General features: G+C 63.9%; 25 protein-coding genes. 14 read left to right on the forward strand and 11 right to left on the reverse strand.

All coding sequences use genetic code 11. The features are described from left to right. Nucleotides 1-10 precede the first annotated feature (10 nt). Genes sufD through ABIB56_RS01265 form a run of 4 tightly spaced genes read left to right on the forward strand, consistent with a single transcriptional unit; the run spans nt 11 to nt 2,736 of the window. Nucleotides 11-1,231 (forward strand): Fe-S cluster assembly protein SufD, encoded by a 1,221-nt coding sequence (gene sufD / locus ABIB56_RS01250; protein WP_354566959.1) that lies wholly within the window; start codon nt 11-13, stop codon nt 1,229-1,231. Next, on the forward strand, nt 1,228-1,551 hold the full coding sequence (locus tag ABIB56_RS01255) for a non-heme iron oxygenase ferredoxin subunit (protein WP_354566960.1): 324 nt from the start codon (nt 1,228-1,230) through the stop codon (nt 1,549-1,551). The genes sufD and ABIB56_RS01255 overlap by 4 nt, the downstream gene beginning before the upstream one ends. Before the next feature lie 42 nt (nt 1,552-1,593). Continuing rightward, on the forward strand, nt 1,594-2,397 hold the full coding sequence (gene sufC / locus ABIB56_RS01260) for a Fe-S cluster assembly ATPase SufC (RefSeq protein WP_354566962.1): 804 nt from the start codon (nt 1,594-1,596) through the stop codon (nt 2,395-2,397). A 9-nt stretch (nt 2,398-2,406) separates the two neighbouring features. Further along, a complete protein-coding gene (locus ABIB56_RS01265; protein WP_354566963.1) occupies nt 2,407-2,736 on the forward strand; it encodes a metal-sulfur cluster assembly factor in 330 nt (109 codons plus the stop codon). 88 nt (nt 2,737-2,824) lie between these two features. Here ABIB56_RS01265 and ABIB56_RS01270 read toward each other — a convergent pair whose 3' ends face one another. Further along, entirely contained in the window at nt 2,825-3,436 is a 612-nt protein-coding gene (locus ABIB56_RS01270; protein WP_354566964.1) for a biotin transporter BioY, read from the reverse strand. A gap of 110 nt (nt 3,437-3,546) precedes the next feature. On the opposite strand from ABIB56_RS01270, the gene ABIB56_RS01275 reads away from it, so the two are divergent. Beyond that, nucleotides 3,547-5,145, forward strand: coding sequence for an ABC-F family ATP-binding cassette domain-containing protein (locus ABIB56_RS01275; protein WP_354567003.1), 1,599 nt, complete (start codon nt 3,547-3,549; stop codon nt 5,143-5,145). Between the two features lie 9 nt (nt 5,146-5,154). Here ABIB56_RS01275 and ABIB56_RS01280 read toward each other — a convergent pair whose 3' ends face one another. From ABIB56_RS01280 to ABIB56_RS01290, 3 genes are read right to left on the reverse strand one after another with little or no spacing between them, the layout of a single operon-like run. Continuing rightward, a complete protein-coding gene (locus tag ABIB56_RS01280; RefSeq protein ID WP_354566965.1) occupies nt 5,155-6,000 on the reverse strand; it encodes an SURF1 family cytochrome oxidase biogenesis protein in 846 nt (281 codons plus the stop codon). After that, on the reverse strand, nt 5,997-6,236 hold the full coding sequence (locus ABIB56_RS01285; protein WP_354566966.1) for a hypothetical protein: 240 nt from the start codon (nt 6,234-6,236) through the stop codon (nt 5,997-5,999). Before ABIB56_RS01285 ends, ABIB56_RS01280 begins: the two co-directional genes overlap by 4 nt. Then, a complete protein-coding gene (locus ABIB56_RS01290) occupies nt 6,233-6,547 on the reverse strand; it encodes a DUF3099 domain-containing protein (protein WP_354566967.1) in 315 nt (104 codons plus the stop codon). The genes ABIB56_RS01285 and ABIB56_RS01290 overlap by 4 nt, the downstream gene beginning before the upstream one ends. 69 nt (nt 6,548-6,616) lie before the next feature. Between ABIB56_RS01290 and fabG the strand changes: the two genes are divergently transcribed. Then, the gene (gene fabG, locus ABIB56_RS01295) at nt 6,617-7,327 is read left to right on the forward strand and encodes a 3-oxoacyl-ACP reductase FabG (protein ID WP_354566968.1); all 711 of its coding nucleotides are present in this window, start codon (nt 6,617-6,619) and stop codon (nt 7,325-7,327) included. Nucleotides 7,328-7,345: 18 nt separating this feature from the next. Here fabG and serB read toward each other — a convergent pair whose 3' ends face one another. Both serB and ABIB56_RS01305 read right to left on the reverse strand, forming a co-directional pair. Further along, nucleotides 7,346-7,984, reverse strand: coding sequence for a phosphoserine phosphatase SerB (serB, locus tag ABIB56_RS01300; RefSeq protein ID WP_354566969.1), 639 nt, complete (start codon nt 7,982-7,984; stop codon nt 7,346-7,348). Between the two features lie 62 nt (nt 7,985-8,046). Further along, entirely contained in the window at nt 8,047-9,285 is a 1,239-nt protein-coding gene (locus ABIB56_RS01305) for a glucose-1-phosphate adenylyltransferase (protein ID WP_354566970.1), read from the reverse strand. A gap of 45 nt (nt 9,286-9,330) precedes the next feature. Between ABIB56_RS01305 and glgA the strand changes: the two genes are divergently transcribed. From glgA to ABIB56_RS01320, 3 genes are all read left to right on the forward strand, one after another. Next, nucleotides 9,331-10,515 (forward strand): glycogen synthase, encoded by a 1,185-nt coding sequence (glgA, locus tag ABIB56_RS01310; protein ID WP_354566971.1) that lies wholly within the window; start codon nt 9,331-9,333, stop codon nt 10,513-10,515. A 44-nt stretch (nt 10,516-10,559) separates the two neighbouring features. Continuing rightward, on the forward strand, nt 10,560-11,342 hold the full coding sequence (locus tag ABIB56_RS01315; RefSeq protein ID WP_354566972.1) for an ABC transporter ATP-binding protein: 783 nt from the start codon (nt 10,560-10,562) through the stop codon (nt 11,340-11,342). A gap of 205 nt (nt 11,343-11,547) precedes the next feature. Further along, nucleotides 11,548-11,796: a type B 50S ribosomal protein L31 gene (locus ABIB56_RS01320; protein WP_354566973.1), complete on the forward strand. Its 249-nt coding sequence runs from the start codon at nt 11,548-11,550 to the stop codon at nt 11,794-11,796. Between the two features lie 81 nt (nt 11,797-11,877). Here ABIB56_RS01320 and ABIB56_RS01325 read toward each other — a convergent pair whose 3' ends face one another. The 3 genes from ABIB56_RS01325 to treS are packed head-to-tail and all read right to left on the reverse strand — an operon-like array spanning nt 11,878 to nt 14,714. Then, complete coding sequence (locus ABIB56_RS01325; RefSeq protein WP_354566974.1) at nt 11,878-12,294, reverse strand: NUDIX hydrolase; 417 nt, start codon at nt 12,292-12,294, stop codon at nt 11,878-11,880. Then, the gene (locus ABIB56_RS01330; RefSeq protein ID WP_354566975.1) at nt 12,294-12,980 is read right to left on the reverse strand and encodes an exonuclease domain-containing protein; all 687 of its coding nucleotides are present in this window, start codon (nt 12,978-12,980) and stop codon (nt 12,294-12,296) included. Before ABIB56_RS01330 ends, ABIB56_RS01325 begins: the two co-directional genes overlap by 1 nt. A gap of 9 nt (nt 12,981-12,989) precedes the next feature. Further along, nucleotides 12,990-14,714, reverse strand: a complete 1,725-nt coding sequence (gene treS / locus ABIB56_RS01335) for a maltose alpha-D-glucosyltransferase (RefSeq protein ID WP_354566976.1) — start codon at nt 14,712-14,714, stop codon at nt 12,990-12,992. Nucleotides 14,715-14,837: 123 nt separating this feature from the next. Between treS and ABIB56_RS01340 the strand changes: the two genes are divergently transcribed. Together ABIB56_RS01340 and ABIB56_RS01345 are read left to right on the forward strand one after the other, a co-directional pair. Continuing rightward, nucleotides 14,838-15,767 carry an alpha/beta fold hydrolase gene (locus ABIB56_RS01340; protein WP_354566977.1) on the forward strand — a complete coding sequence of 310 codons (930 nt, stop codon included), beginning with the start codon at nt 14,838-14,840 and terminating at the stop codon, nt 15,765-15,767. Further along, nucleotides 15,764-16,837, forward strand: a complete 1,074-nt coding sequence (locus ABIB56_RS01345; RefSeq protein WP_354566979.1) for a glycosyltransferase family 4 protein — start codon at nt 15,764-15,766, stop codon at nt 16,835-16,837. The genes ABIB56_RS01340 and ABIB56_RS01345 overlap by 4 nt, the downstream gene beginning before the upstream one ends. Here ABIB56_RS01345 and ABIB56_RS01350 read toward each other — a convergent pair. Both ABIB56_RS01350 and ABIB56_RS01355 read right to left on the reverse strand, forming a co-directional pair. Then, the gene (locus ABIB56_RS01350; protein WP_354566981.1) at nt 16,834-17,475 is read right to left on the reverse strand and encodes a histidine phosphatase family protein; all 642 of its coding nucleotides are present in this window, start codon (nt 17,473-17,475) and stop codon (nt 16,834-16,836) included. The genes ABIB56_RS01345 and ABIB56_RS01350 overlap by 4 nt on opposite strands. Before the next feature lie 88 nt (nt 17,476-17,563). Next, complete coding sequence (locus tag ABIB56_RS01355) at nt 17,564-18,418, reverse strand: Sir2 family NAD-dependent protein deacetylase (protein ID WP_354566982.1); 855 nt, start codon at nt 18,416-18,418, stop codon at nt 17,564-17,566. Nucleotides 18,419-18,567: 149 nt separating this feature from the next. Between ABIB56_RS01355 and ABIB56_RS01360 the strand changes: the two genes are divergently transcribed. From ABIB56_RS01360 to ABIB56_RS01370, 3 genes are all read left to right on the forward strand, one after another. Next, on the forward strand, nt 18,568-19,371 hold the full coding sequence (locus tag ABIB56_RS01360; protein WP_354566983.1) for a TrmH family RNA methyltransferase: 804 nt from the start codon (nt 18,568-18,570) through the stop codon (nt 19,369-19,371). A 51-nt stretch (nt 19,372-19,422) separates the two neighbouring features. After that, nucleotides 19,423-20,658 (forward strand): D-alanyl-D-alanine carboxypeptidase family protein, encoded by a 1,236-nt coding sequence (locus ABIB56_RS01365; protein WP_354566985.1) that lies wholly within the window; start codon nt 19,423-19,425, stop codon nt 20,656-20,658. A 125-nt stretch (nt 20,659-20,783) separates the two neighbouring features. Beyond that, a complete protein-coding gene (locus tag ABIB56_RS01370) occupies nt 20,784-21,884 on the forward strand; it encodes a fatty acid desaturase family protein (RefSeq protein WP_502917521.1) in 1,101 nt (366 codons plus the stop codon). The last annotated feature ends 3 nt before the right edge of the window (nt 21,885-21,887 follow it).

A 21,887-nucleotide genomic window follows, 5' to 3' on the forward strand; every position in this document is an offset into this window, starting at 1 on the left:
TGTCGGCTAGATGTCCGCCCCTGTAACACTCGTGACGTCCCCCGATAAGCCGAGCGGACCGGACCACTCCCGGCTCGGATCGAAACAACACAGCGATGGCGGCTGGGGTCTTGTGCCCGTGCAGGTTCGTTCCGCACGGTTCAGCTCCTTCGCTGTCGACGACTTCGAGGCGGTGACCGGCCAGGAAGCGGAGTGGAAGCACACCCCCGTCGCCAAGGTCGCACCACTCACCAGCGGCGAGCTCGACGGTTCACCGCTGCCCGTCGAGGTAGCGGAGGTCGCCGGAGCGCGCGTCGAATGGATAGATCGTGACGACCCGCGGATCGGTCGCGCCGGAAAGCCGGAGGAACGGGCATCCGCCAACGCCTGGAGCAGCTTCGAGAAGGCTCTGGCGGTGACCGTAACCGGTGAAGAGCCTGTCGAGGTGCTGGTGAACCGGTCTGGTCTCGGCGACCAGCCGCGGGCGGCGCACACGGTGATCATCGCCGAGCATCACAGCCATGGAACCGTCGTATTGCAGAACTCCGGGAAAGCGGTCCTCAGCGAGAACGTTGAGATCGTGCTCGAGGACGGCGCCCAGCTGACTGTCGTGACTGTGCAGCGATGGAATGACGACGCCATCCATCTGGCCAGCCACTTTTCCGAGATCGGCCGCGATGCCCGTCTCAGACACGTCGTGGTCTCGCTCGGCGGTTCGGTCGTACGGATCAATCCGTCGACGCACCTCTCCAGCGAGGGCGGCGATGTGGAACTCTTCGGCGTCTACTTCGCCGACACTGGACAGCACCTCGAGCAGCAGGTCTTCGTCAACCACGACGCACCGAACACTAGGTCCCGGGTGAGCTACAAGGGTGCGCTTCAGGGAGTCGGCGCTCACACCGTCTGGGTGGGCGACGTCCTCATCCGCCCCAGCGCCGCGGGCACCGACAGCTACGAGCAGAACCGTAACCTGCTACTCACCGACGGCGCACGTGCAGACTCGATTCCCAACCTCGAGATCGAGACCGGCGATATCGCCGGAGCCGGCCACGCCAGTGCCTCCGGTCGGTTCGACGACGAGCAGCTCTTTTACCTGCAGGCACGAGGCATTTCGGAAGAGGATGCCCGCCGTCTCGTGGTGCGCGGATTCCTCTCCGAAATCGTGCAGAAGATCGGATCGCCCGTGCTCGAGGCCCGACTCCAGGAAGCGATCGAGGCAGAACTCCTCGTAGAAGGCGGAGGCCAGAAATGACCATCAGAATCTGCGCGGAAGAGGAGATCGAACTCGGCTCGGCAGTGCGTGTCGTCATCGACGGCACCCCGATCGCGCTGGTGCGCGACTCGGAGGGCGCCGTTCACGCGATCGGCGACACCTGCACTCACGGCGACATCTCGCTCGCTGAAGGTTTCGTCGAAGACGACACCCTCGAATGCTGGGCCCACGGTTCGAAGTTCTCGCTTGTGACTGGCAAACCCATCACCCTCCCGGCGTACGAGCCGGTTCCCGTGTTCGCCGTCAGCATCGTCGATGGCGACGTCTACATCGACCCCACACCCGTCATCAGCGCCTGACGGCGCCAATCAGACGGTATAGATCAGAAGAAAGCGCACCCCATGTCTGTACTAGAAGTCAAAGACCTCCACGTGAGCGTCGAAACCGAGCAGGGAACCAAGCCGATCCTCAAGGGCGTCGACCTCGTCGTCAATGAGGGCGAGATCCACGCGATCATGGGCCCAAACGGCTCGGGCAAGTCGACCCTGGCGTACACGATCGCCGGTCATCCGAAGTATCACGTCGAGAGCGGATCGATTACCCTCGACGGGGACGACCTCCTGGCCATGAGCGTGGATGCCCGCGCCCGCGCCGGCCTGTTCCTGGCGATGCAGTATCCGGTGGAGATTCCCGGCGTCGCTGTTACCAACTTTCTCCGCACGGCGAAGACCGCGATCGACGGCACACAGCCCTCGATCCGCACCTGGGGCAAAGAGGTTACCGAGGCGATGAAGAATCTCCGTATGGATTCATCCTTCAAGGACCGCAACGTGAACGAGGGATTCTCCGGCGGCGAGAAGAAGCGCCATGAGATCCTGCAGCTCGAACTGCTCAAGCCCAAGTTCGCCGTGCTCGACGAAACCGACTCCGGCCTCGACGTGGACGCGTTGAAGATCGTCGCGGAGGGAGTGAACCGTGCGAAGGAAAACACCGGACTCGGCCTGCTGCTCATCACCCACTACACGCGCATCCTTCGCTACATCACGCCGGACTTCGTGCATGTCTTCGTCGACGGCCGCATTGCAGAGCAGGGTGGAGCAGAGCTGGCCGATCGCCTCGAGAACGAAGGCTACGACAGGTTTCTGACGAGCGGGGATCTCACCGGTAGCAGCCTCGCCGATGCGGCTCAGCCGTCCCAAGCGTAGGCTGGATCCATGGCCGTAGCACTCGCACCCCAACTCTTCGACCAGGTCGAGGAATCGCTCAAGGATGTCGTCGACCCCGAGCTCGGCGTCAACATCGTCGACCTCGGTCTGATCTACGACCTCACCTGGGACGATGAAAACAATGCGCTGATCGTCAGTATGACCCTCACGTCAGCCGGATGCCCGCTCACCGACGTGATCGAGGAGCAGACCGCCGAGGCTCTCGACGGCGTCGTCGAGCAGTTCCGCATCAACTGGGTATGGATGCCGCCGTGGGGTCCTGAGAAGATCACCGACGACGGACGCGACATGATGCGCGCCCTCGGATTCTCGATGTAGTTGTCCTTCACGCACAGTGCCCCCGACCGGACCGGTCGGGGGCACTGTGCGTTCGAGTTCAGGGCGTTCGAGTTTAGGGCGTTCGAGTTCAGGCCTCGAGATCCCGGTTGCGCCTGTCAGCACGCGTGATGCCGAACCAGGCGAGCCGGATAAATCCTGCCGCGAGGAGCGCCTTGACCGCGCCACCGATGATGAAGGGGTACAGACCCCCCTCGAGGGTCTGTTCGAGATTCAGGCCGAGGGTGAAGGCGAGCCAGGGGAGCCCGATGGCGAAGGTCACGAGAGTTCCCGCAGCGAAGGCGGCGATCGCGCCGAAGATCTTGTGGTCCCACGAACGCTGGGCGAGCCATCCGGTCAGCGCAGCGGCGAAGATGAATCCGATGATGTAACCGCCGGTCGGACCTGCGACCACGCCAAGGCCGTGTGATCCGTCGCTGAAAACGGGAAGGCCGACGATGCCGAGAACCGCGTAGAGCAGCATGGAGAGTGATCCGCGAACTGCGCCGAGGGTGCTTCCGACTACCAGAACCGCGAGGGTCTGGCCAGTGACCGGCACCGGCCAGAGCGGTACAGCGAGCTGGGCGGCGATGGCGGTGAGTGCTGCACCGGCGACGACCAGGACCGCGTCAGTAGCGATGCTGTGGCTGAAGAGCCGATCCGCGAGTGTCGGGCGGCCAGGGGCCAGGGTCAGGTTGGACAAATCGTTCTCCTTGACTAGCAACGGAATCGGACCGTGGGCCCACGATTTATACTAGAGGCCTACCCCTCCCTCCCGTTGTCGCGAGACGACCAAAGAATAGGACTTTGCCTGTGCTCTCCGTGCACGACCTCGAACTGCGTGTTGGCGCACGCATGCTCATGGAGGACGTCACCTTCCGTGTGGAGCGCGGCGACAAGATCGGCCTCGTCGGCCGCAATGGAGCGGGTAAGACCACGCTCACCAAAGTGCTCGCCGGCGAAGAACTCGCGACCGGCGGCACCATCGAGCGCACCGGTGAGATCGGCTATCTGCCGCAGGACCCGCGCTCCGGCAACCCGGAAGACCTCGCACGAACGCGCATCCTCGATGCGCGCGGACTCGGCCAGATCATGCTCGGCATGGAGCGCTCGGCAGCCGAAATGGGGGATTCAGATGCCGCCATCAGCGCCGCCGCGATGAAGACCTACGGCAACCTGCAGGACCGGTTCACTGCCCTCGGCGGGTACGCGGCCGAGGCGGAGGCGGCATCCATCGCCAGCAACCTGAGCCTGCCCGACCGCATCCTCGACCAACCTCTCTCGACTCTTTCCGGCGGGCAGCGTCGCCGAATCGAGCTGGCCCGCATCCTGTTTTCCGGTGCGGACACCATGCTGCTCGACGAGCCGACCAACCATCTCGATGCCGACTCCGTCGTCTGGTTGCGTGAGTTCCTGCGCAATTTCCAGGGCGGCCTGATCGTGATCAGCCACGATGTCGAACTCGTCGAAGACACCGTCAACCGCGTCTTCTACCTGGACGCTAACCGCCAGGTCATCGATATCTACAACATGAACTGGAAGAACTACCAGCGCCAGCGTGCTGCCGACGAGGAGCGCCGCAAAAAGGAGCGCGTCAACGTCGAGAAGAAGGCCGGCGTGCTTCAGATGCAGGCTGCCAAGTTCGGCGCGAAGGCGTCGAAGGCCGCGGCCGCCCACCAGATGGTGCGCCGTGCCGAGAAGATGCTCTCCGGCCTCGACGAGGTGCGCGCCGTCGACCGCGTGGCGAAGCTGCGGTTCCCCGATCCCGCGCCGTGCGGCAGGACCCCGCTGATGGCGTCGAACCTCAGCAAGAGCTACGGCTCACTCGAGATCTTCACCGCTGTGGACCTGGCCATCGATCGCGGGTCGAAGGTCGTCATCCTCGGCTTCAACGGTGCGGGCAAGACGACGCTTCTGCGCATCCTGGCGAGCGTCGACCAGCCAGATACCGGTCAGATCGAGCCGGGACACGGACTGCGGATCGGGTACTACGCCCAGGAGCACGAGACGATCGACGTCAAGCGCTCCGTGCTGCAGAACATGGTCTCCTCGTCGCCGAACATCACCGAGACCGAGGCACGAAGGGTGCTCGGCTCGTTCCTGTTCACCGGGGATGACGCCACCAAGCCGGCCGGCGTGCTGTCCGGTGGGGAGAAGACTCGTCTCGCACTCGCGATGATCGTGGTCTCCGGCGCGAACGTGCTGCTTCTGGACGAACCGACCAACAACCTCGACCCGGCGAGCCGTCTCGAGATCCTCGATGCGCTGGCGAACTACTCGGGTGCAGTGGTGCTGGTCAGCCACGACGAGGGGGCCGTCGAGGCACTCAACCCCGAGCGGGTGCTCATCCTGCCGGACGGCACTGAGGACCACTGGAACCGTGACTACGCCGAGCTGGTCAGCCTGGCCTGAGCGGCATGATCAGCGCCGCGTGCCCTCGAGGATCTCGTCCTCGATCTCGGCGTCGGTGAGCGGACGTTCGGCTTTGCGGCGAGCACGATCCTCCTCGCGTTCCTGCTCATCGGGGTCGTCGGCGTTGCGCAGCCGGTACTCCTGGCGGATGGCGTAGCCGAGTCCGAAGAAGGCGATGATCGCAAAGATCACCCACTGGATCGCGTAGGAGATGTGTAGTCCCTCATCCAGTTCCGGCTTGGGCATCGCAGTGGGACGGGTTGCCGACGCGGGCTTCTCGGAGGCCATGAGGCCGTAGGCGGCTGTGTAGGTCGGTTTACCGACCAGTTTCGCGACAGTGGGCAGGTGCACAGTGGCGATCTCTCCCGAGCCTGCTGTGCGGCCGACCAGGATTGGCTCGCCGGCCTTCAGGTGCACGACGACGGTGACGGTTCCCGACCTGGGAGATGGCACGCTGTCCGGCTTGTCCTGCTTGTTGCCGATCGGAACATACCCACGGTCGACGACGAAGACCGAACCGTTGTCGAGCAGCAGGGGAGTGAGCACCTCGAAGCCCGGCTGGCCGTTCAGCGGACGGTTGCGCACCAGGAGCTGGTCGGACATCAGATAGGTGCCCGTGAGGGTGACCTGGGTCCATTCCTGGCCAGATCGGTAGGAGGTGAGCGTCGGTAGCATGTCGCCCACCGCGCGAGGGGTGTTGTGATAGTTGCTGTCGACGAGCTGATTGGCCGCACGCGTCTCGTTGGTACGGTCGACCTGCCACTTCGACAGTCCGATGCAGACGATCGCGAAAACGATTGCGAGTCCGAGATAACCGAACCAGCGACTGCTGATGGCGAATCGCCAATTCTTCACGACAGTGCTCCCTCTGGCACGTGCTGGTCGAGCGGCGTGACGATCACCGGAAAGTCCCGGGCGGCGAGGTAGTCATGCAGGTAGTCGCGGTGTTCGTCGCAGGCGAGCCAGACCTTCACGCGCTCCAGCCCATGGATGCGCGGATTGCGCCAGTTGACGTTCCACACCGCCGGGAGCCGGCATCCGGCCCGCGAGCAGGTCGGCGGAAGGTCGGTCTCGTCATCGAACCCGATCACTCGTGGTCGGCCTTTACCTGATCGTCGGACTGCCCGCTTTCGTCATCGGGCGCGCGGCGCACCACAGAACCCGGGCGGAGGATGCCGATCGGATTGCTGCGCGAGCTGCTGGCATTGGCCAGCACCACCGCGATGTAGGGAAGCACGATCGCACCGGTGGCCGGAAGAAGCAGCCACCAACCCCGCACGAAGAGGCAGAGCACGATGCAGATCACGCGAATGGTCATGGCCACCGTGTACTGGATCATGCGGCTGCGCCGGTCGTCCTGCGGGGACCGGGGAAGGGAAGTGATCGACTGTTGCTTAGCCATGGGTTCCTCCAAGCCTACGTCTAAGATTGTGAGAGTTTGCCGTCGTCCACCGCCGAAAGTGAGGGTCATATGACCACCCCCAGAACAGTTCTCGTCACCGGCGGAAACCGCGGCATCGGCTACGCGATCGCTGCGCAGTTCATCGCAGAAGGACACCACGTCGCGGTGACCGCTCGCTCCGGCGAAGGCCCGGCAGGCAGCCTCACCGTGCGGGCCGACGTGACAGACTCCGAATCGATCGATGCGGCCTTCACCGCGATCGAAGCCGAGCTCGGTCCGGTCGAGGTGCTCGTCGCCAATGCGGGTATCACCAAAGACACCCTCCTGCTCCGGATGACGGATGACGACTTCACCTCGGTGATCGACACCAACCTCAACGGTGCGTTCCGTGTGATCAAGCGTGCCTCGAAAGGGATGCTGAAGGCCCGATATGGCCGGATTGTCCTGGTCTCCAGCGTGGTGGGCCTTCTCGGTTCAGCCGGACAGGTCAACTACGCGGCATCCAAGAGCGGCCTGGTGGGCATCGCGCGGTCGATCACCCGCGAGCTCGGCTCCCGCGGCATCACGGCGAACGTCGTCGCGCCGGGATTCATCGAAACGGACATGACCGCGGAGTTGCCGGAGGCCCAGCAGGCTGAGTACAAGAAGTCGATCCCGGCCGGGCGCTTCGCCAGCCCGGAGGAGGTCGCGAAGGTGATCAGCTGGATCGCCGGCGACGATGCAGGCTACATCTCCGGTGCGGTCATCCCGGTGGACGGTGGCCTCGGGATGGGTCACTGACCTGATGGCCAAGTACGTCTAGCCGCGCAGGCCAAGGAGCGACAGCAGCTGGCTGAGATCGCGCAGGTCCATCAACACGGCTGCCTCATCACGCACGGGCGCCTTCGCGTCGAACCCGACGGAGAGCCCGGTGATCGCCATCATCGGCAGGTCGTTCGCGCCGTCCCCAACGGCAACGGTACGACCAAGGGGCACGTCGAAGTCCGCGGCCCACTCGGTGAGGGCGTCGGCCTTGGCATTCGCGTCGACGATCGGGCCGACGAGGCCGCCGGTGAGCCTGCCATCGACGACTTCGAGACGATTCGCACGCCAGTAATCGAGTCCGAGTTCTTTCGCGAGGGGATCGATGATCTCGTGGAATCCACCGGAGACGACGGCCACGCGTCCGCCACCGGCATGGACTCCGGCGATCATCTCGGAAACACCTTTTGTCACGGTGACGAGTTCTGCGACTCCGGCGAAGACGCTCTCCGGCAGCCCGGCGAGGGTCTCGACTCTGGCGCGCAGGCTCTGTTCGAAGTCGACCTCGCCATTCATGGCGCGAGCCGTGATCGCCGCCACGGCCTCGCCTGCGCCAGCGGCATCCGCCAGCAGTTCGATGACCTCGTTCTCGATGAGGGTTGAGTCGACGTCGAGCACGACGAGAAAGCGGGGCATCGGGGTCAGGCCATCCTCGGTGTCAGCGGGTGAGCTCAGCGGGCGGAGCCGGACCTCAGCGGTCAGGCGACGGTGACGCCCTTGCCGACCACGGTGATGCCGGACTCGGTGACGGTGAATCCTCTGGCCCGGTCGGCCTCGGCATCCACACCGACGGTTGCCCCGGCTGTGACCACGACTTCCTTGTCAAGAATAGCCCGACGCACGATGGCATCCGGTCCAATGCGCACCCGGTCGAAGACGATGGAGTCGATCACCCTGGCCCCCGACTCGATGGTCGCCCAAGGGCCGAGCACACTGCGCTCGATGTGCGCCCCGGAGAGCAGGGAACCGAGCGAGACGATGGAATCGATGGTGGTTCCCAGATTTCCCTTTGAATCGCGTACGAACTTGGCCGGCGGCGAGTTGAGCTGCTGGCTGAAGATTGGCCACGAGCTGTTGTAGAGGTTGAAGATCGGCAGGGCGGAGATGAGGTCCTGATGGGCGTCGAAGAATGACTCGATGGTTCCGACATCCCGCCAGTAGTAACGATCGCGGTCAGTGGCGCCCGGCATCTCGTTGCGGTTGAGGTCATAGACCGCAGCGTCGCCGCGGGAGACGAAGTCGGGCACGATGTCGCCGCCCATGTCATGGTTCGAGGTCGTCAGTTCGCCATCGCGCAGCACGGCGTCGATCAGGATATCGGCGTCGAAGACGTAGTTGCCCATCGAGGCGAGCACCTCGGTAGGGGAGTCGACGAGACCAACCGCGTCCTTCGGCTTCTCCAGGAACTGGGCGATGCGCGTCGGGTCGTCCTTGTCCAGCTCGATCACGCCGAACTGGTCGGCCAGCGAGATGGGCTGGCGAATGGCCGCCACGGTCACACCGGCGCCGGACTCGATGTGCGCGTCGATCATCTGGCTGAAGTCCATGCGATAGACGTGGTCGGCGCCCACCACGACGACGATGTCCGGCTTCTCGTCACGCAACAGGTTGAGGCTCTGCAGGATGGCATCCGCGGAACCAGCGAACCAGCGTTTGCCGAGGCGCTGCTGCGCCGGCACGGATGCTACGTAGGAGTTGGTGAGTCCGGAGAGCCGCCAGGTCTGCGACACGTGGCGATCGAGGCTGTGCGATTTGTACTGGGTCAGCACCACGATCTGACGGAGTCCGGAGTTGATGAGATTCGACAGCGCGAAGTCGACGAGGCGGTAGTTGCCACCGAACGGCACCGCCGGCTTGGCGCGATCCGCGGTGAGGGGCATCAGGCGCTTGCCTTCTCCGCCGGCGAGGACAATCCCAAAAATCTTCTTCGATGCCATCTCTCCAGAGTAAAGGCACTGCCGTACCTGTACTAGCGTTCACGTGTGAGAGTCGATCTAATATCCCGAGAATATCCACCAGAGGTCTACGGCGGCGCCGGCGTTCATGTTGCCGAACTGGTCCGCGCTCTTCGCCTCGACATCGATGTCGTCGTTCGCGCTTTTGGGCTGCCGCGCGACGAAGCCAATGTGTACTCCTATCTGGTGCCGCCACAGCTGACCGGGGCCAACCCGTCGATCGCGACGCTCGGCGTCGACCTGCAGATCGCCCAGGATGTCGCGGGTGCGGACCTGGTGCATTCGCACACCTGGTATGCCAACGCCGCAGGGCGCCTCGCACAACTGCTGCACGGCATCCCGCACATCGTCACGGCGCACAGCCTCGAGCCGTTGCGTCCATGGAAGGCCGAACAGCTCGGCGGGGGCTACCGGGTGTCGAGCTGGATCGAGCGCGATGCCTTCACTTCGGCCGATGCGGTCATCGCGGTGAGCCATGGGATGCGCAAAGACATCCTGCGTTCGTACCCGACCCTCGACGAGCAGCGCGTCTCCGTCGTGCACAACGGTATCGACCTCGAGCGCTGGAAGCCGGTGCACGACGCCGAGCTTGTGCGCTCACTCGGGATCGATCCCGACCGGCCTTCAGTGGTCTTCGTCGGCCGGATCACGCGACAGAAGGGACTGCCCTACCTGCTCAGCGCCGCCGCGCAGCTGCCGAAGGACGTGCAGCTGGTGCTCTGCGCCGGAGCCCCCGATACTCCGGAGATCCTCAACGAGGTCAGGACGGGCGTCGCTGCGCTGCAGGCCGAGCGCACCGGGGTCGTCTGGATCGAACGTCTGCTCGACCAGCACGAGCTCTCCGCGGTGCTCACCGCTGCCACCACTTTTGTCTGCCCCTCAGTCTACGAACCGCTCGGCATCGTGAACCTCGAGGCGATGGCCTGTGGCGCTCCCGTGGTGGGTACGGCCACCGGAGGCATCCCCGAGGTGGTCGATGACGGCGTCACCGGTCGGCTCGTGCCGATCGAGCAGGCCGATGACGGCACGGGTACCCCGGTGAATCCGCAGAAGTTCGTGGATGACCTGGCACGCACCCTCACGGAGGTCCTCAGCGATCCGGAGACCGCCAGACGGATGGGCGCCGCCGGGCGAGTGCGGGCCGAGAAAGACTTCGGGTGGGACCAGATCTCGAAGCGCACGCAGGAGATCTATCGCTCGGTGCTCGGCTGAGCGCGGCAGCGCAGATCGCGCGCGCGCGCAGGTAGGGTTGACACATGGCCAGCGTTCTCCAGCTTTCCGATGTCTCCATCGTTCGAGAAGGCAATCCCATTCTGAAATCCGTCAACTGGACGGTCGAGGGCGACGAGCGATGGGTCATCCTCGGACCGAATGGTGCGGGCAAGACCACAATGCTCCAGGTGGCTGCAGCGATGATCCACCCGAGTTCCGGTAGAGCCCAGCTGCTGGACGGCGTTCTCGGCAGGGTCGATGTGTTCGAACTGCGTCCCCGCATCGGATTCGCGTCGACGGCGATGGCACGCCGCATCCCGGCCAACGAGCGGGTGCTCGACGTTGTGCTCACGGCTGCGTACTCGGTGACCGGTCGCTGGAACGAGGCCTACGAAGAGGTGGATGTGCGTCGCGCACAGCGGGTGCTTACCGAGTGGAAGCTCGACCACCTCGAAACGCGCCGTTTCGGTGATCTCAGCGACGGCGAGCAGAAGCGGGTGCAGATCGCGCGTTCGATCATGACCGACCCTGAGCTGCTGCTGCTCGACGAGCCGGCTGCAAGCCTCGATCTCGGCGCACGCGAAGAGCTTCTGCAACTGCTCGGCGGTTATGCGAGTGCGCCGGAGGCCCCGGCCATGATCATGGTCACCCATCACGTGGAAGAGATCCCTCTCGGTTTCGGCAACGCCCTGCTGCTCGCTGATGGTGCGATCACCGCAGCCGGTGCGATCGAGGAGGTCATCACCTCCGAGAAACTGAGCGAGACTTTCGGCCTTCCGCTGCAGGTGACGGTGCAGGACGGTCGTTACAGCGCGCGCGCCGCGTAGTACCAGCCGACCAGCGTTACGACCAACCTGGGTTGGGATCAACCGCTCTGATCTGCTAAAGTCGGTGGTTGGCCGACAGCCCAATTTTTGAGTTAGAACTCATCTCACCATCACCACGAGCTATCACGCCCACGAGCTATCACGCCCATCAGCTATTACACCAATCAGCTATCACGCCCATCAGCTATTACTACAAGGAATTACGATGAAGTCTGACATCCACCCCGACTACGCGGCGGTCGTCTTCCGCGATCTCGCCAGCGGCGAGACCTTCCTCACTCGTTCGACAGTGAAGAGCGACAAGACCATCGAGCTGGATGGCGCGACCTACCCGGTCATCGACGTCGAGATCTCTTCCGCTTCGCACCCGTTCTACACGGGTAAGCAGCGCATCCTCGACAGCGCAGGACGCGTCGAGAAGTTCAACTCGCGCTACAAGGGCTTCGGCGCGTAGTAGCACTCTTTCGGGAATGGCGATCGGCTCCGGCCGGTCGCCATTTTCGCGCCAGCGGTCCAATCACGTCACCCGGACAGCTCAGGTGAGCCGCGCAGCGAGCAGCGGCAGCAGGATGTCGCGGCTCAGCGGTGCGAGTTCGATATCGCCGGGCGCGACAGGGTCGACCCACATCAGTTCCTCGATCTCCTCGAAGACGGATACCGGGCCGAGGATGACGGGAGCGTCGAAGATCTCGGCGTCCACTATCGTGTCGGCCTCGTTCGCGGCGTCTGCGGCGAAGCGGCCGACATAGCGAAGTTCCTGCGGACGAATCGCGAGTCCGAGTTCCTCAGCGAGTTCCCGCGACAGAGCCTCGGCAGCTGATTCGCCCGCCTCCGGCTTGCCGCCCGGTTGCATGAAACGCGTCGTGCCTGCCTTGCGCACCAGCAGCGCACGACCTTCGGTATCGACGAGCAGCGCAGCGACGATCCGCAGTACGGCGGGAGAGCCAGTCACTAACGCTCCGGCCACAGGCCATCGGCCACGAAATCCGGATCCTTGCTACGTCGCATGTACTCCTGGAAACTCTGTGCGCTCTCCGCGGCCCAGACCACCTGTAGGGCGTGCAGAGCGTGCACGTCGTGGCCGAGCTGCTCGAAGTAGCGCTGCGAGATCGCCTGCGCCACCCGCCCGGCTGCTACGGCATCCGCCTGGGCGTCGTGCGCGTCGGCGAGATCGACGCCGTAGAACTCGGCAGCGACTTCGAGGGTTCGTTTGCCCTTGCGATAGCGGTCCATGGCGCGGTCGATCACCAGGGGATCGATGATCGGGGAAGGCTTGTCCAGCGGCTCGATGCCGTAACGCAGGCTCTCCCTATTGAGCAGAGTGAGGTCGTAGGCGGCGTTGTAGATCACCACGGGCACGTTCTGAGCAAGCAGTGAACGGAGTACAGCGACGATCTCGGCAACCACCTCAGGGGCCTCGCGACCCTCGGCACGCGCACGTTCGGTAGTGATGCCGTGCACGGCGGCCGCCTGCGCGGGGATCTCCACCCCGGGGTCAGCCAGCCAGGAGACTCCCTTCGCTTCGCCTGCCGCGTCGACGACGCCGACGTAGGCGGAGACGATCCTGCTCGTCTCGGTGTCGATACCCGTCGTTTCGAGGTCGAAAACCCCGAGGGTCTCGTACCAGATCTTGTCCACGTGGTGACTCTACGATCTGCCACCGGCATAGGTTGGCGACCCGACGTGCAACCAATAGAAACTCTGGGTGGCGAGGGTGAGGGTGACCTCGCCTTTCTCGTCGAAGGCCGGAAACTCTCCACCGCCGAACAGGTCGTAGAGCGCGGAACCTGCGAACTGTTCCGCCCTGATCGTGACGGCCACCGGATTGTGCGCGAAACTGAAGACGCAGAGCACGTCCTCCGCGGAGTCACCGAACTGGGTTCCAGCGCCTTCGTAGGAGCGCACGAAGGCGAGCACCGATTCGTGCGTCGTCTCCAGCACCATGAGAGCCCCGAGCCCGAAGGTCGGATGCGCCTTCCGCACATGGATGACGTTGCGCACCCAGTGCAGCAGGGAGCGCGACTGCGCCAACTGCGACTCGACGTTCGTGAGGTTGTAGTTATAGACCAGCGACTGCACGACCGGCAAATAGAGCTTGCCAGGATCGGCCGAGGAGAATCCGGCATTACGATCAGGCGTCCACTGCATCGGTGTGCGCGAGGAATCCCGATCGGGCAGCCAGATGTTGTCGCCCATGCCGATCTCATCCCCGTAGTACAGGAACGGACTGCCAGGAAGGCTGAACAGCAGGGCGTGAGCGAGTTCGAGTTCGGCGCGCGAGTTGTCAAGCAGGGGAGCGAGCCTGCGACGGATGCCAACGTTGGACCGCATCCGCGGATCGTAGGCGTACCAGCCGTACATGGCCTGGCGGTACTCCTCCGAGACCATCTCCAGGGTCAGCTCATCGTGGTTGCGGAGGAAGACGCCCCAGCCCGCGGCATTCGGGATGTCCGTCGTCTCCGAGAGGATGCGGGTGAGCTCAGCTGCGTTCTGTGAGCGGAGCGAGTAGAAGATGCGTGGCATCACCGGGAAGTCGAATGCCATGTGGCACTCCGGCTCCTCCTCTGTTCCGAGGAAGGCCGCGACCTCTCGTGGCCACTGGTTCGCCTCGGCGATCATGATGCGACCGGGGTACTCGCTGTCGAACATCTCCCTGACGCGCTTGATGTATTCGTGGGTCGGTGCTTCGCCCTCGCCGTTGCCCTCCTCCGATTCGAAGAGGTACGGGATCGCATCCAGCCGGATGCCGTCGACGCCGAGGTCGAGCCAGAACCGCATGATGTCGAGGATGGCCTCCTGCACGGCAGGATTCTCGAAGTTGAGGTCTGGTTGGTGCGAGAAGAAGCGGTGGAAGAAGAACTGGCGGCGCACAGGGTCGAAGGCCCAGTTGGACTCTTCGGTGTCCACGAAAATGATGCGGATGTTCGGGTACTTCTCGTCGGTGTCGCTCCAGACATAGAAATTCCCGTAGGGGCCATCAGGCTCCTGGCGGGACAGCTGGAACCACTCGTGCTGGTCGGAGGTGTGGTTGAGCGGGAAGTCGATCACGATGCGCATGTTGCGCTCGTGCGCCTTCGTCACCAGGTCTTTGAACTCGTCGAGGGTTCCAAACTCCGGCAGGATGCTCTTGAAATCGGAGACGTCGTAGCCGCCATCACGAAGCGGCGACTGGTAGAACGGCGGAAGCCACAGGGCATCGACGCCGAGCCACTGCAGGTAGTCGAGCTTCGAGAGCAGACCCTGGAGGTCTCCAGAACCGTCGCCGTTGCTGTCCACGAAGGATCGCACCATCACTTCGTAGAACACGGAGCGTCTGTACCACTGCGGGTCGAGGGTGAGACCGGGCAGTTGGATCGGTGCGGTAAAGCTCACTGTGCTCCTTTCGAGAGCCTGTGCTCGTTCGAAGAGCGATCGGCGATGAAACGCATGGCTCCTCTGAGTTTAGGTGTGCGGTGGAAACACCGTGGCACTGTGGCATCCGTAGAATTGCACTCGATGACCAGATACTCGCCCTATGCCGCGCTTCTCGACAGAATTCCCGTCGAGCGGCATGAGATCTCCGTACTCGGAAGCAGCACGCGTTACTGGGTCTACGGCCCGGAGGATGCGGCGACGACGATCGTGATCGCCCACGGCTATCGGGGCGACCACCACGGGCTCGAGCCGGTCATTGCGCAGTTGCCGGGAATCCGCTGGATCGGCCCCGACATGCCCGGCTTCGGCGAGTCGACACCTCTCACCGAAGTGCCGCACAGCGTCGCGGGCTTCTCCCAGTGGCTCACGACCTTCATTGACCTGCTCGGCCTCACCGGTACAGCGGTCACGCTCGGCCACTCCTTCGGCACGATCATCTCCTCACACGCCGTCGCGGGCGGCCTGCCGACGCCCACGCTGATTCTGGTCAACCCGATCTCCGCCTCCGCCCACAACGGACCGAGCCGCTTCGCGACCTGGATCACCGTCGCGTTCTATCGCCTCGCCGCGAAGCTGCCGAACCGCGTCGGCCACTTCCTCCTCAGCCGCTGGATCATTGTGCAGTTCATGAGTTCGACCCTCGCGAAGACCAAGGACAAGCAGCTGAGGAAGTGGATCCACGCTGAACACCACACCTATTTCAACAACTTCGCCAGCCGCGACTCCGTCGTCGAGGCCTTCGAAGCATCCGTCGGCAACGATGTGAGCGACTTCGCGGCGAAGATCACCATTCCGACGCTGCTGGTCGCGGCCGAACTCGACGACATCACGCCCGTGCAAGCCCACCACGAGCTGGTGAAGCAGATGCCGGATGTCTCGCTCACCGTTCTCGAGGGCGTTGGCCATCTCATCCACTACGAGGTTCCAGAACTCGCCGCGAAGGCGATCGGCGAGTTTCTCGAACGCCAGGGCTACGACATCGGAGCGATCGAGGAGCCACGCGCGACGTGAAAGTGATTTTCGACTGTCGCTATACGCGTTTCGAACGCCACGATGGCATCAGCCGTTACACCGCGGGCCTGGTCGGCGCCTTCTCGAAGCTGCACCCTGTCACGATGCTGATCAGCGATGCCCGGCAGCTGCCGATGCTGCCTGACCTGCCATGGGTGATGGGACGACCGGGAACCAGCGCGCTCGAACCGTTCATCGGCATGCTCTCGATCAACAAACACAACCCGGATATCGTGTTCAGCCCGATGCAGACCATGGGGGCAACCGGACGCAGATACAAACTCGTGATGACCGTGCACGACATGGTGTTCTACCGGATCCGCCAGATTCCGGCTGGATACAGCTGGTACGTTCGCGCGATCTGGCGCAGCTTCTATCTGACCTACTGGCCGCAGCGAGCGGTGCTTCACCGGGCGGATGCGGTGGTCACCGGATCCGAAAACTGCGAGAGCGAGATGAAGGCAGCGCGGCTCACCAGCCGTCCACTCACCGTCATCCGCCCGGGAGTCGACGACCTCGGCACCCCGCCTCGCGAATATCCGGCGTCGAAAATCCTCCTCTACATGGGCACCTTCCAGCCGAACAAGAACGTTGAGACGCTGGCCAGGGGGATGCACCATCTGCCCGGCTACACGCTTCGCCTTCTCAGCCGCATCAGCGACGAGGATCGTGCCAGGATCGCCGCCCTCGCACCCGACGGTTCGATCGTCTTCGACAACGGCGTCACCGACGAGGAATATCAGGAGGCACTGCTGGAGGCGACGGCGATGGTGACCGCCTGCCGCGACGAGGGGTTCGGCATCCCGCTTATCGAAGCCGAGGTCGTCGGCACGCCTCTCATCATTAGCGACATCCCGCTTTATCACGAGGTCGGGGGAGACGCCGCGGTGTTCTTCGACCACGAGGACCCTCGTGCCTTCGCGAAGACGGTACTCGATTCCGACACCCCCGAGGAGTGGAAACGCCTCAGCGCAGCCTCGCGCACACAGGCGGCAGAGTTCAGCTGGGACGAATCGGCCAGGCGACTGCTGGCGCTTCTGACCGGGGTGGTCGGCGAGAAATCAGCCTAACCGGCGCTCTCTCGCTGCTCGATCGCGTTCTGGTCGACGATGTCTCCGCAGTCATCGGCGATGGAGTCTTCTTCGATCGGATCGTCGAATGCCACCAGTTCGAGGCCGCCGTCGACATGCCGGAAGCTGTGCACCGATCCGTTGGTGATCGGCACTCCGCGATGGCCGGCCAACTCCGGCGCGACGGCGTTGAGGACGGTACGGATGACTCCACCGTGCGTCGTGATGATCAGGTTGCTGTCGGGGTGGCGCTCGGCGAGAGCGATCAGCGCCGGAATCACCCTGGCGATCACAGCCTCACGGGTCTCGCGGCCGGGCACCGGGGTGTCGCCGGGAAACCGTCGGGCGAGTTCCCGATCCTCGAGACCCTCGGCCTCGCCGTACCGGCGCTCGACGAGATCGTCGATCACCTTGATCTGGTAGATCTCGACCGTTCGACCGATGATCTGTGCTGTTTCGAAGGCACGGGACAGGGGGCTGGAGGCGATGCCGTCCCAGCTGCGACGGCTCAGAAGCTCCCCAGTTCGCGCGGCCTGCATCCTGCCCGTGTCGTTGAGCGGGATGTCGGTGCTGCCCTGGATCCTGCGCGCACGATTCCAGTCGGTTTCGCCGTGGCGAACCAGGTAGAGCAGGGTCATGGTCTGGGCATCCTCACAGCGGTCGACAGGCCTGCGCTGACAGCAGAACTGCGCCACGCGAAGGAGCACCTCGCGCCCGCGAAACCGGTCAGCTGGTGAGTCGGCCGGCCAGTTCCGTGAGGGTTTCCGAGGTACCAGCGTCAATCTTAATGGTCGCCCTCGAATCGCCCTTGGTGACTCCGCGATTGATGATCACCACGGGCATGCGCTTCTTCGTCGCCTGGTCAAGCAGTCGGATGCCGGAGTTGACCGCGAGCGACGATCCGGCGATCAGCAGTGCCTCCGCGCCCAGCAGGAGCGCACGGGCCTCGGCGAACTTCTCGGTGGGCACGAATTCGCCGAAGAACACGACCTCTGGCTTCAGGATGCCGCCGCAGTTGGTGCAGGACGGCGTGACGAACTCGGAGATCTGCGTGAAGGCGACGTCGCCGTCAGGGCCGAGTTCGAAAGAGTCGGGCTCATCGAGCCATGGGTTCGCATCGGTCATGCGCTCTGCGATGTCGGCACGGGCGAAGATCTGGCCGCAGGTGAGGCAGCGCACGCGATCCATGGTTCCGTGCAGGTCGACCACACGCTGTGAGCCGGCACGCAGGTGGAGCCCGTCGACGTTCTGGGTGATGACTCCGTTGATGGCGCCGGCCCTTTCCAGGGACGCCAGCACGCGATGGCCGTCGTTCGGCCGTGCACCGTCGAAGCGACGCCATCCCAGGTGACTACCGGCCCAGTAGCGCTTGCGGTATTCCGCATCGCTCAGGAACTGCTGGAACGTCATCGGATTGCGCGGCGGCGCACCGTCTCCCCGATAGTCGGGGATGCCGGAATCGGTACTGACGCCGGCACCGGTCAGCACCGCGACCCTTCGGCCTCGCAGTGCGTCGGCCGCGGCATCCAGCTCGCTCGATGTGGCCGCGGGCCACTCACGCAGGGCAGCGACAGAAGCCATGGACCACCCTCCTCACTATCGGTCGTGCTCTCACAGAGTAAACAACGGAGTTTTCGGATATGTTTCCAAATGCTGTCAGTGTCGGGCACAATCTGGCATTTGTTCGCTGTCGGCAGCTTTTGTTCGTTGTCGGCAGGAAAGAGCAGCTCATGCATACCGTGCCCATCGACACGCTCGACCTCCCGGGGCTCGCCGACTATTCAGGACTCACGGATGTCGCGCTCCGTCGTCTGAGCGAGCCGGCCGGCGGCCTCTACATCGCCGAATCGACCAAGGTCATGCGCCGGGCGATCGCGGCCGGACACCAGCCTCGGTCGGTGCTGCTACAGGAACAGTGGCTTCCCGACGTCGAAGAGCTTCTGACGGACTTCGACATTCCGGTCTACGTCGGTCATGCCGAACTGCTCGAGAAGCTCACCGGGTACAACCTGCATCGTGGGGCTCTCGCCGCCATGCATCGCCCGATATTGGCGCCGGTCGAGGAGGTGATAGACGGTGCCACTCGCATCGTGGTGATCGAAGATGTCGTCGACCACACCAATGTCGGGGCGATCTTCCGAGCCGTAGCCGGCATCGGCGCCGATGCCGTACTCGTGACTCCGCACTGCGCCGATCCGCTCTACCGTCGAAGCGTGCGCGTGAGTATGGGCACAGTGCTGCAGGTGCCGTGGACTCGGCTGCCGGAGTGGCCGGAGGGGGCCGACATTCTGAAGTCCGCCGGTTTCCACCTTGCGGCCCTCGCCCTCGCCGATGATGCCATCACCCTGGACCAGCTCGCCAGCGATCCACCGGAGAAACTGGCCATCCTGCTCGGTGCGGAAGGAGACGGACTCAGCCGCGAGGCGCTCGCGGGCGCCGACTCCGTGGTGACGATCCCGATGATGCACGGCGTCGACTCCCTCAATGTCGCCTCCGCCAGTGCCGTGGCTCTCTGGGCGCTCCGTGCTCGTTGACGCACCGACCAACTGCGCGAGGGGTCGAGCGCGGGTAAGTATCATGAGCGGGTGCCAGTGAACCGTCGTCAGAAGATCCGTCGGATTTCGGCGATCGTCGCCGGCTCGATCGTCATCGTGGCGCTTGGCATCTACCTGCCGCTCACGCTGTTGGCGCCGCTCAATCCCGCACAGGCCGAGGTGTCTGGGTACAGCAGCCCCACCCGGGTGGCTGCTTCGCTCAGCTGGCCCGGATACGGCGCGAGCGCGATCAGCGCCGTCGGCTTTCCCGAGACCCTGGCATCGAACGGCACTGCCGGCCCGCTTCCGATCGCCAGTATCAGCAAGATCGTGACCGTGCTGGTGGCCCTCGAAGCCAAACCACTCGCTGTGGGGGAGCCTGGGCCTACCGTCACCTTCAGCGCCGCCGACAGCACCCTGTTCGCCAAGTACACGGCGATGAACGGCACGGCCAAGCCGATGAAGACCGGGTCAACCCTCAGCGAACTGGACCTGCTCCGGGTCGTGCTGGTGGCATCCGCGAACAACTATGCGGATGCCCTGGCAACCTGGGCATATGGCAACCAACCCGCCTTCCTCGATGCCACCCGCACCTGGTTGTCCGCCCACGGCATGAACCACACGACCATCGTCGAGCCGACCGGCATCAACCCGCAGAACACCAGCACTGCGACCGACCTGCTGATCCTCGGCAAACTCGCGCTGGACAACCCGGTACTCTCCACGATCGTGTCCACCAAGACTGTGTCGGTGCCAGGGGTGGGGGATTTCCACAACACCAACGGGCTGCTCGGGCGGGACGGGGTCGACGGGATCAAGTCGGGCACCCTCGAGGACTTCGGCACCTCGCTGCTCTTTGCTGCGGACTACCGGGTGGGCGGCACAGAGGTGAGATTGATCGGCGCGGTGATCGGAGCGTCCGATCACGATGCCCTGTATGGCGCGGTCAAGTCGCTGCTGTCGACAGTGAAATCGGGGTTCTCCGAGATCACTCTTGCGAAGAAGGGCCAGGTCTTCGCCTCCTATTCGACGCCGTGGGAGCACGTCGTCAAGGCCGTCGCCCAGAAAGACGTGTCGACAGTCGTCTGGAGCGACACGCCGGTGACCGTGAAGATCGAACCCACGACAGAGGTCGGCCTCGTGAGAAAGGGCGGTTCCGCCGGAAGCGTCACCTTCACTGCTGGAGAAGCCACCGTGACGGTGCCACTGGTGCTGAATCACTCGATCACGGATCCGGGTCCGTGGTGGCGACTGTTCAATCCCGCGCCCCTGCTCACCCGGCCATGATGACACGCGTATACCGGTATGCGCATAGATGCATGCGGTTACGGGTCTTTAGCCTTTAGAGTGAGTGCATCCATCGAGCGCCTGCTCTCTCTACCCCGACTGGGAAGTCACCTAAGCGAGGTATTGTGCCCGATTCCGTATCCGTTGCCCCCGTCGTGACTTTTACGAAGACAAGGCCCGGTGGCAACCGCAGCAATCCCACGACCGAGTATTCGGCCCTGCTGCGAACGGTGCGGGATGCCGGACTGCTGCGTCGTCGCACCGGTTTTTACGTGATGGTCTTCTCGATCCTCGTCGTGGCCCTCGGCGGAGCGGTCACCGGCTTCATCCTCCTCGAAGACAGCTGGTTCCAGCTGCTTATCGCAGGCGCTCTCGGCGTCATCCTGACCCAGTTCGCCTTCCTCGCCCACGAGGCATCCCACCGGCAGATCTTCACCTCCGGCAGGGTGAACGACCTCGTCGGACGCACCCTGGCCAACCTCTTCGTCGGCATCAGCTACTCATGGTGGATGACCAAGCACAGCCGCCACCATGCCAACCCCAATGTGATCGGCAAAGACCCCGACATCGAACAGGACTTCATCTCCTTCCAGGAAGCGGATGCCGCGGCGACCACAGGCCTCTACGCCTGGGCCACCCGCCGCCAGGGTTATCTGTTCTTCCCCGCGCTGACGCTCGAAGGCATCAACCTGCACATTCTCGGCTTCAAGACGGTGTTCGGCCGTGGACCCGTCGACCGCCGCTGGCTCGAGATCGGGATGCTGATTCCCCGCGTTACCCTGTACGTCGCGGCCATCTTCCTGTTCCTTCCCGTCGGAATGGCTTTCGCCTTCCTCGGTGTGCAACTCGCAGTCTTCGGCCTCTACATGGGGGCGTCATTCGCCCCGAACCATAAAGGGATGCCCGTGCTGCCCCACGACAGCAAGGTCGACTTTCTGCGTCGACAGGTGCTCACCTCGCGCAACATCACGGGTTTCGGCACCACCGCGTTCATGGGCGGCCTCAACTACCAGATCGAGCACCATCTCTTTCCGAACATGCCTCGCCCGCACCTCGCCAAAGCTCGGGAGATCGCCAGGGAGTACTGCAACACCCACAACATCCTCTACACCGAGACGTCCTTGACAGAGTCCTACGGCATCGTCATCGAATACCTCAACAGGGTGGGACTTGCCGCCGGCGGCGATCCATTCGACTGCCCGGCAGCCGTGCAGTTCGGTCGCTAAAAG

Origin of the sequence: Glaciihabitans sp. UYNi722 (genome assembly GCF_040549465.1) — a bacterium.
Lineage (GTDB): Bacteria > Actinomycetota > Actinomycetes > Actinomycetales > Microbacteriaceae > Lacisediminihabitans.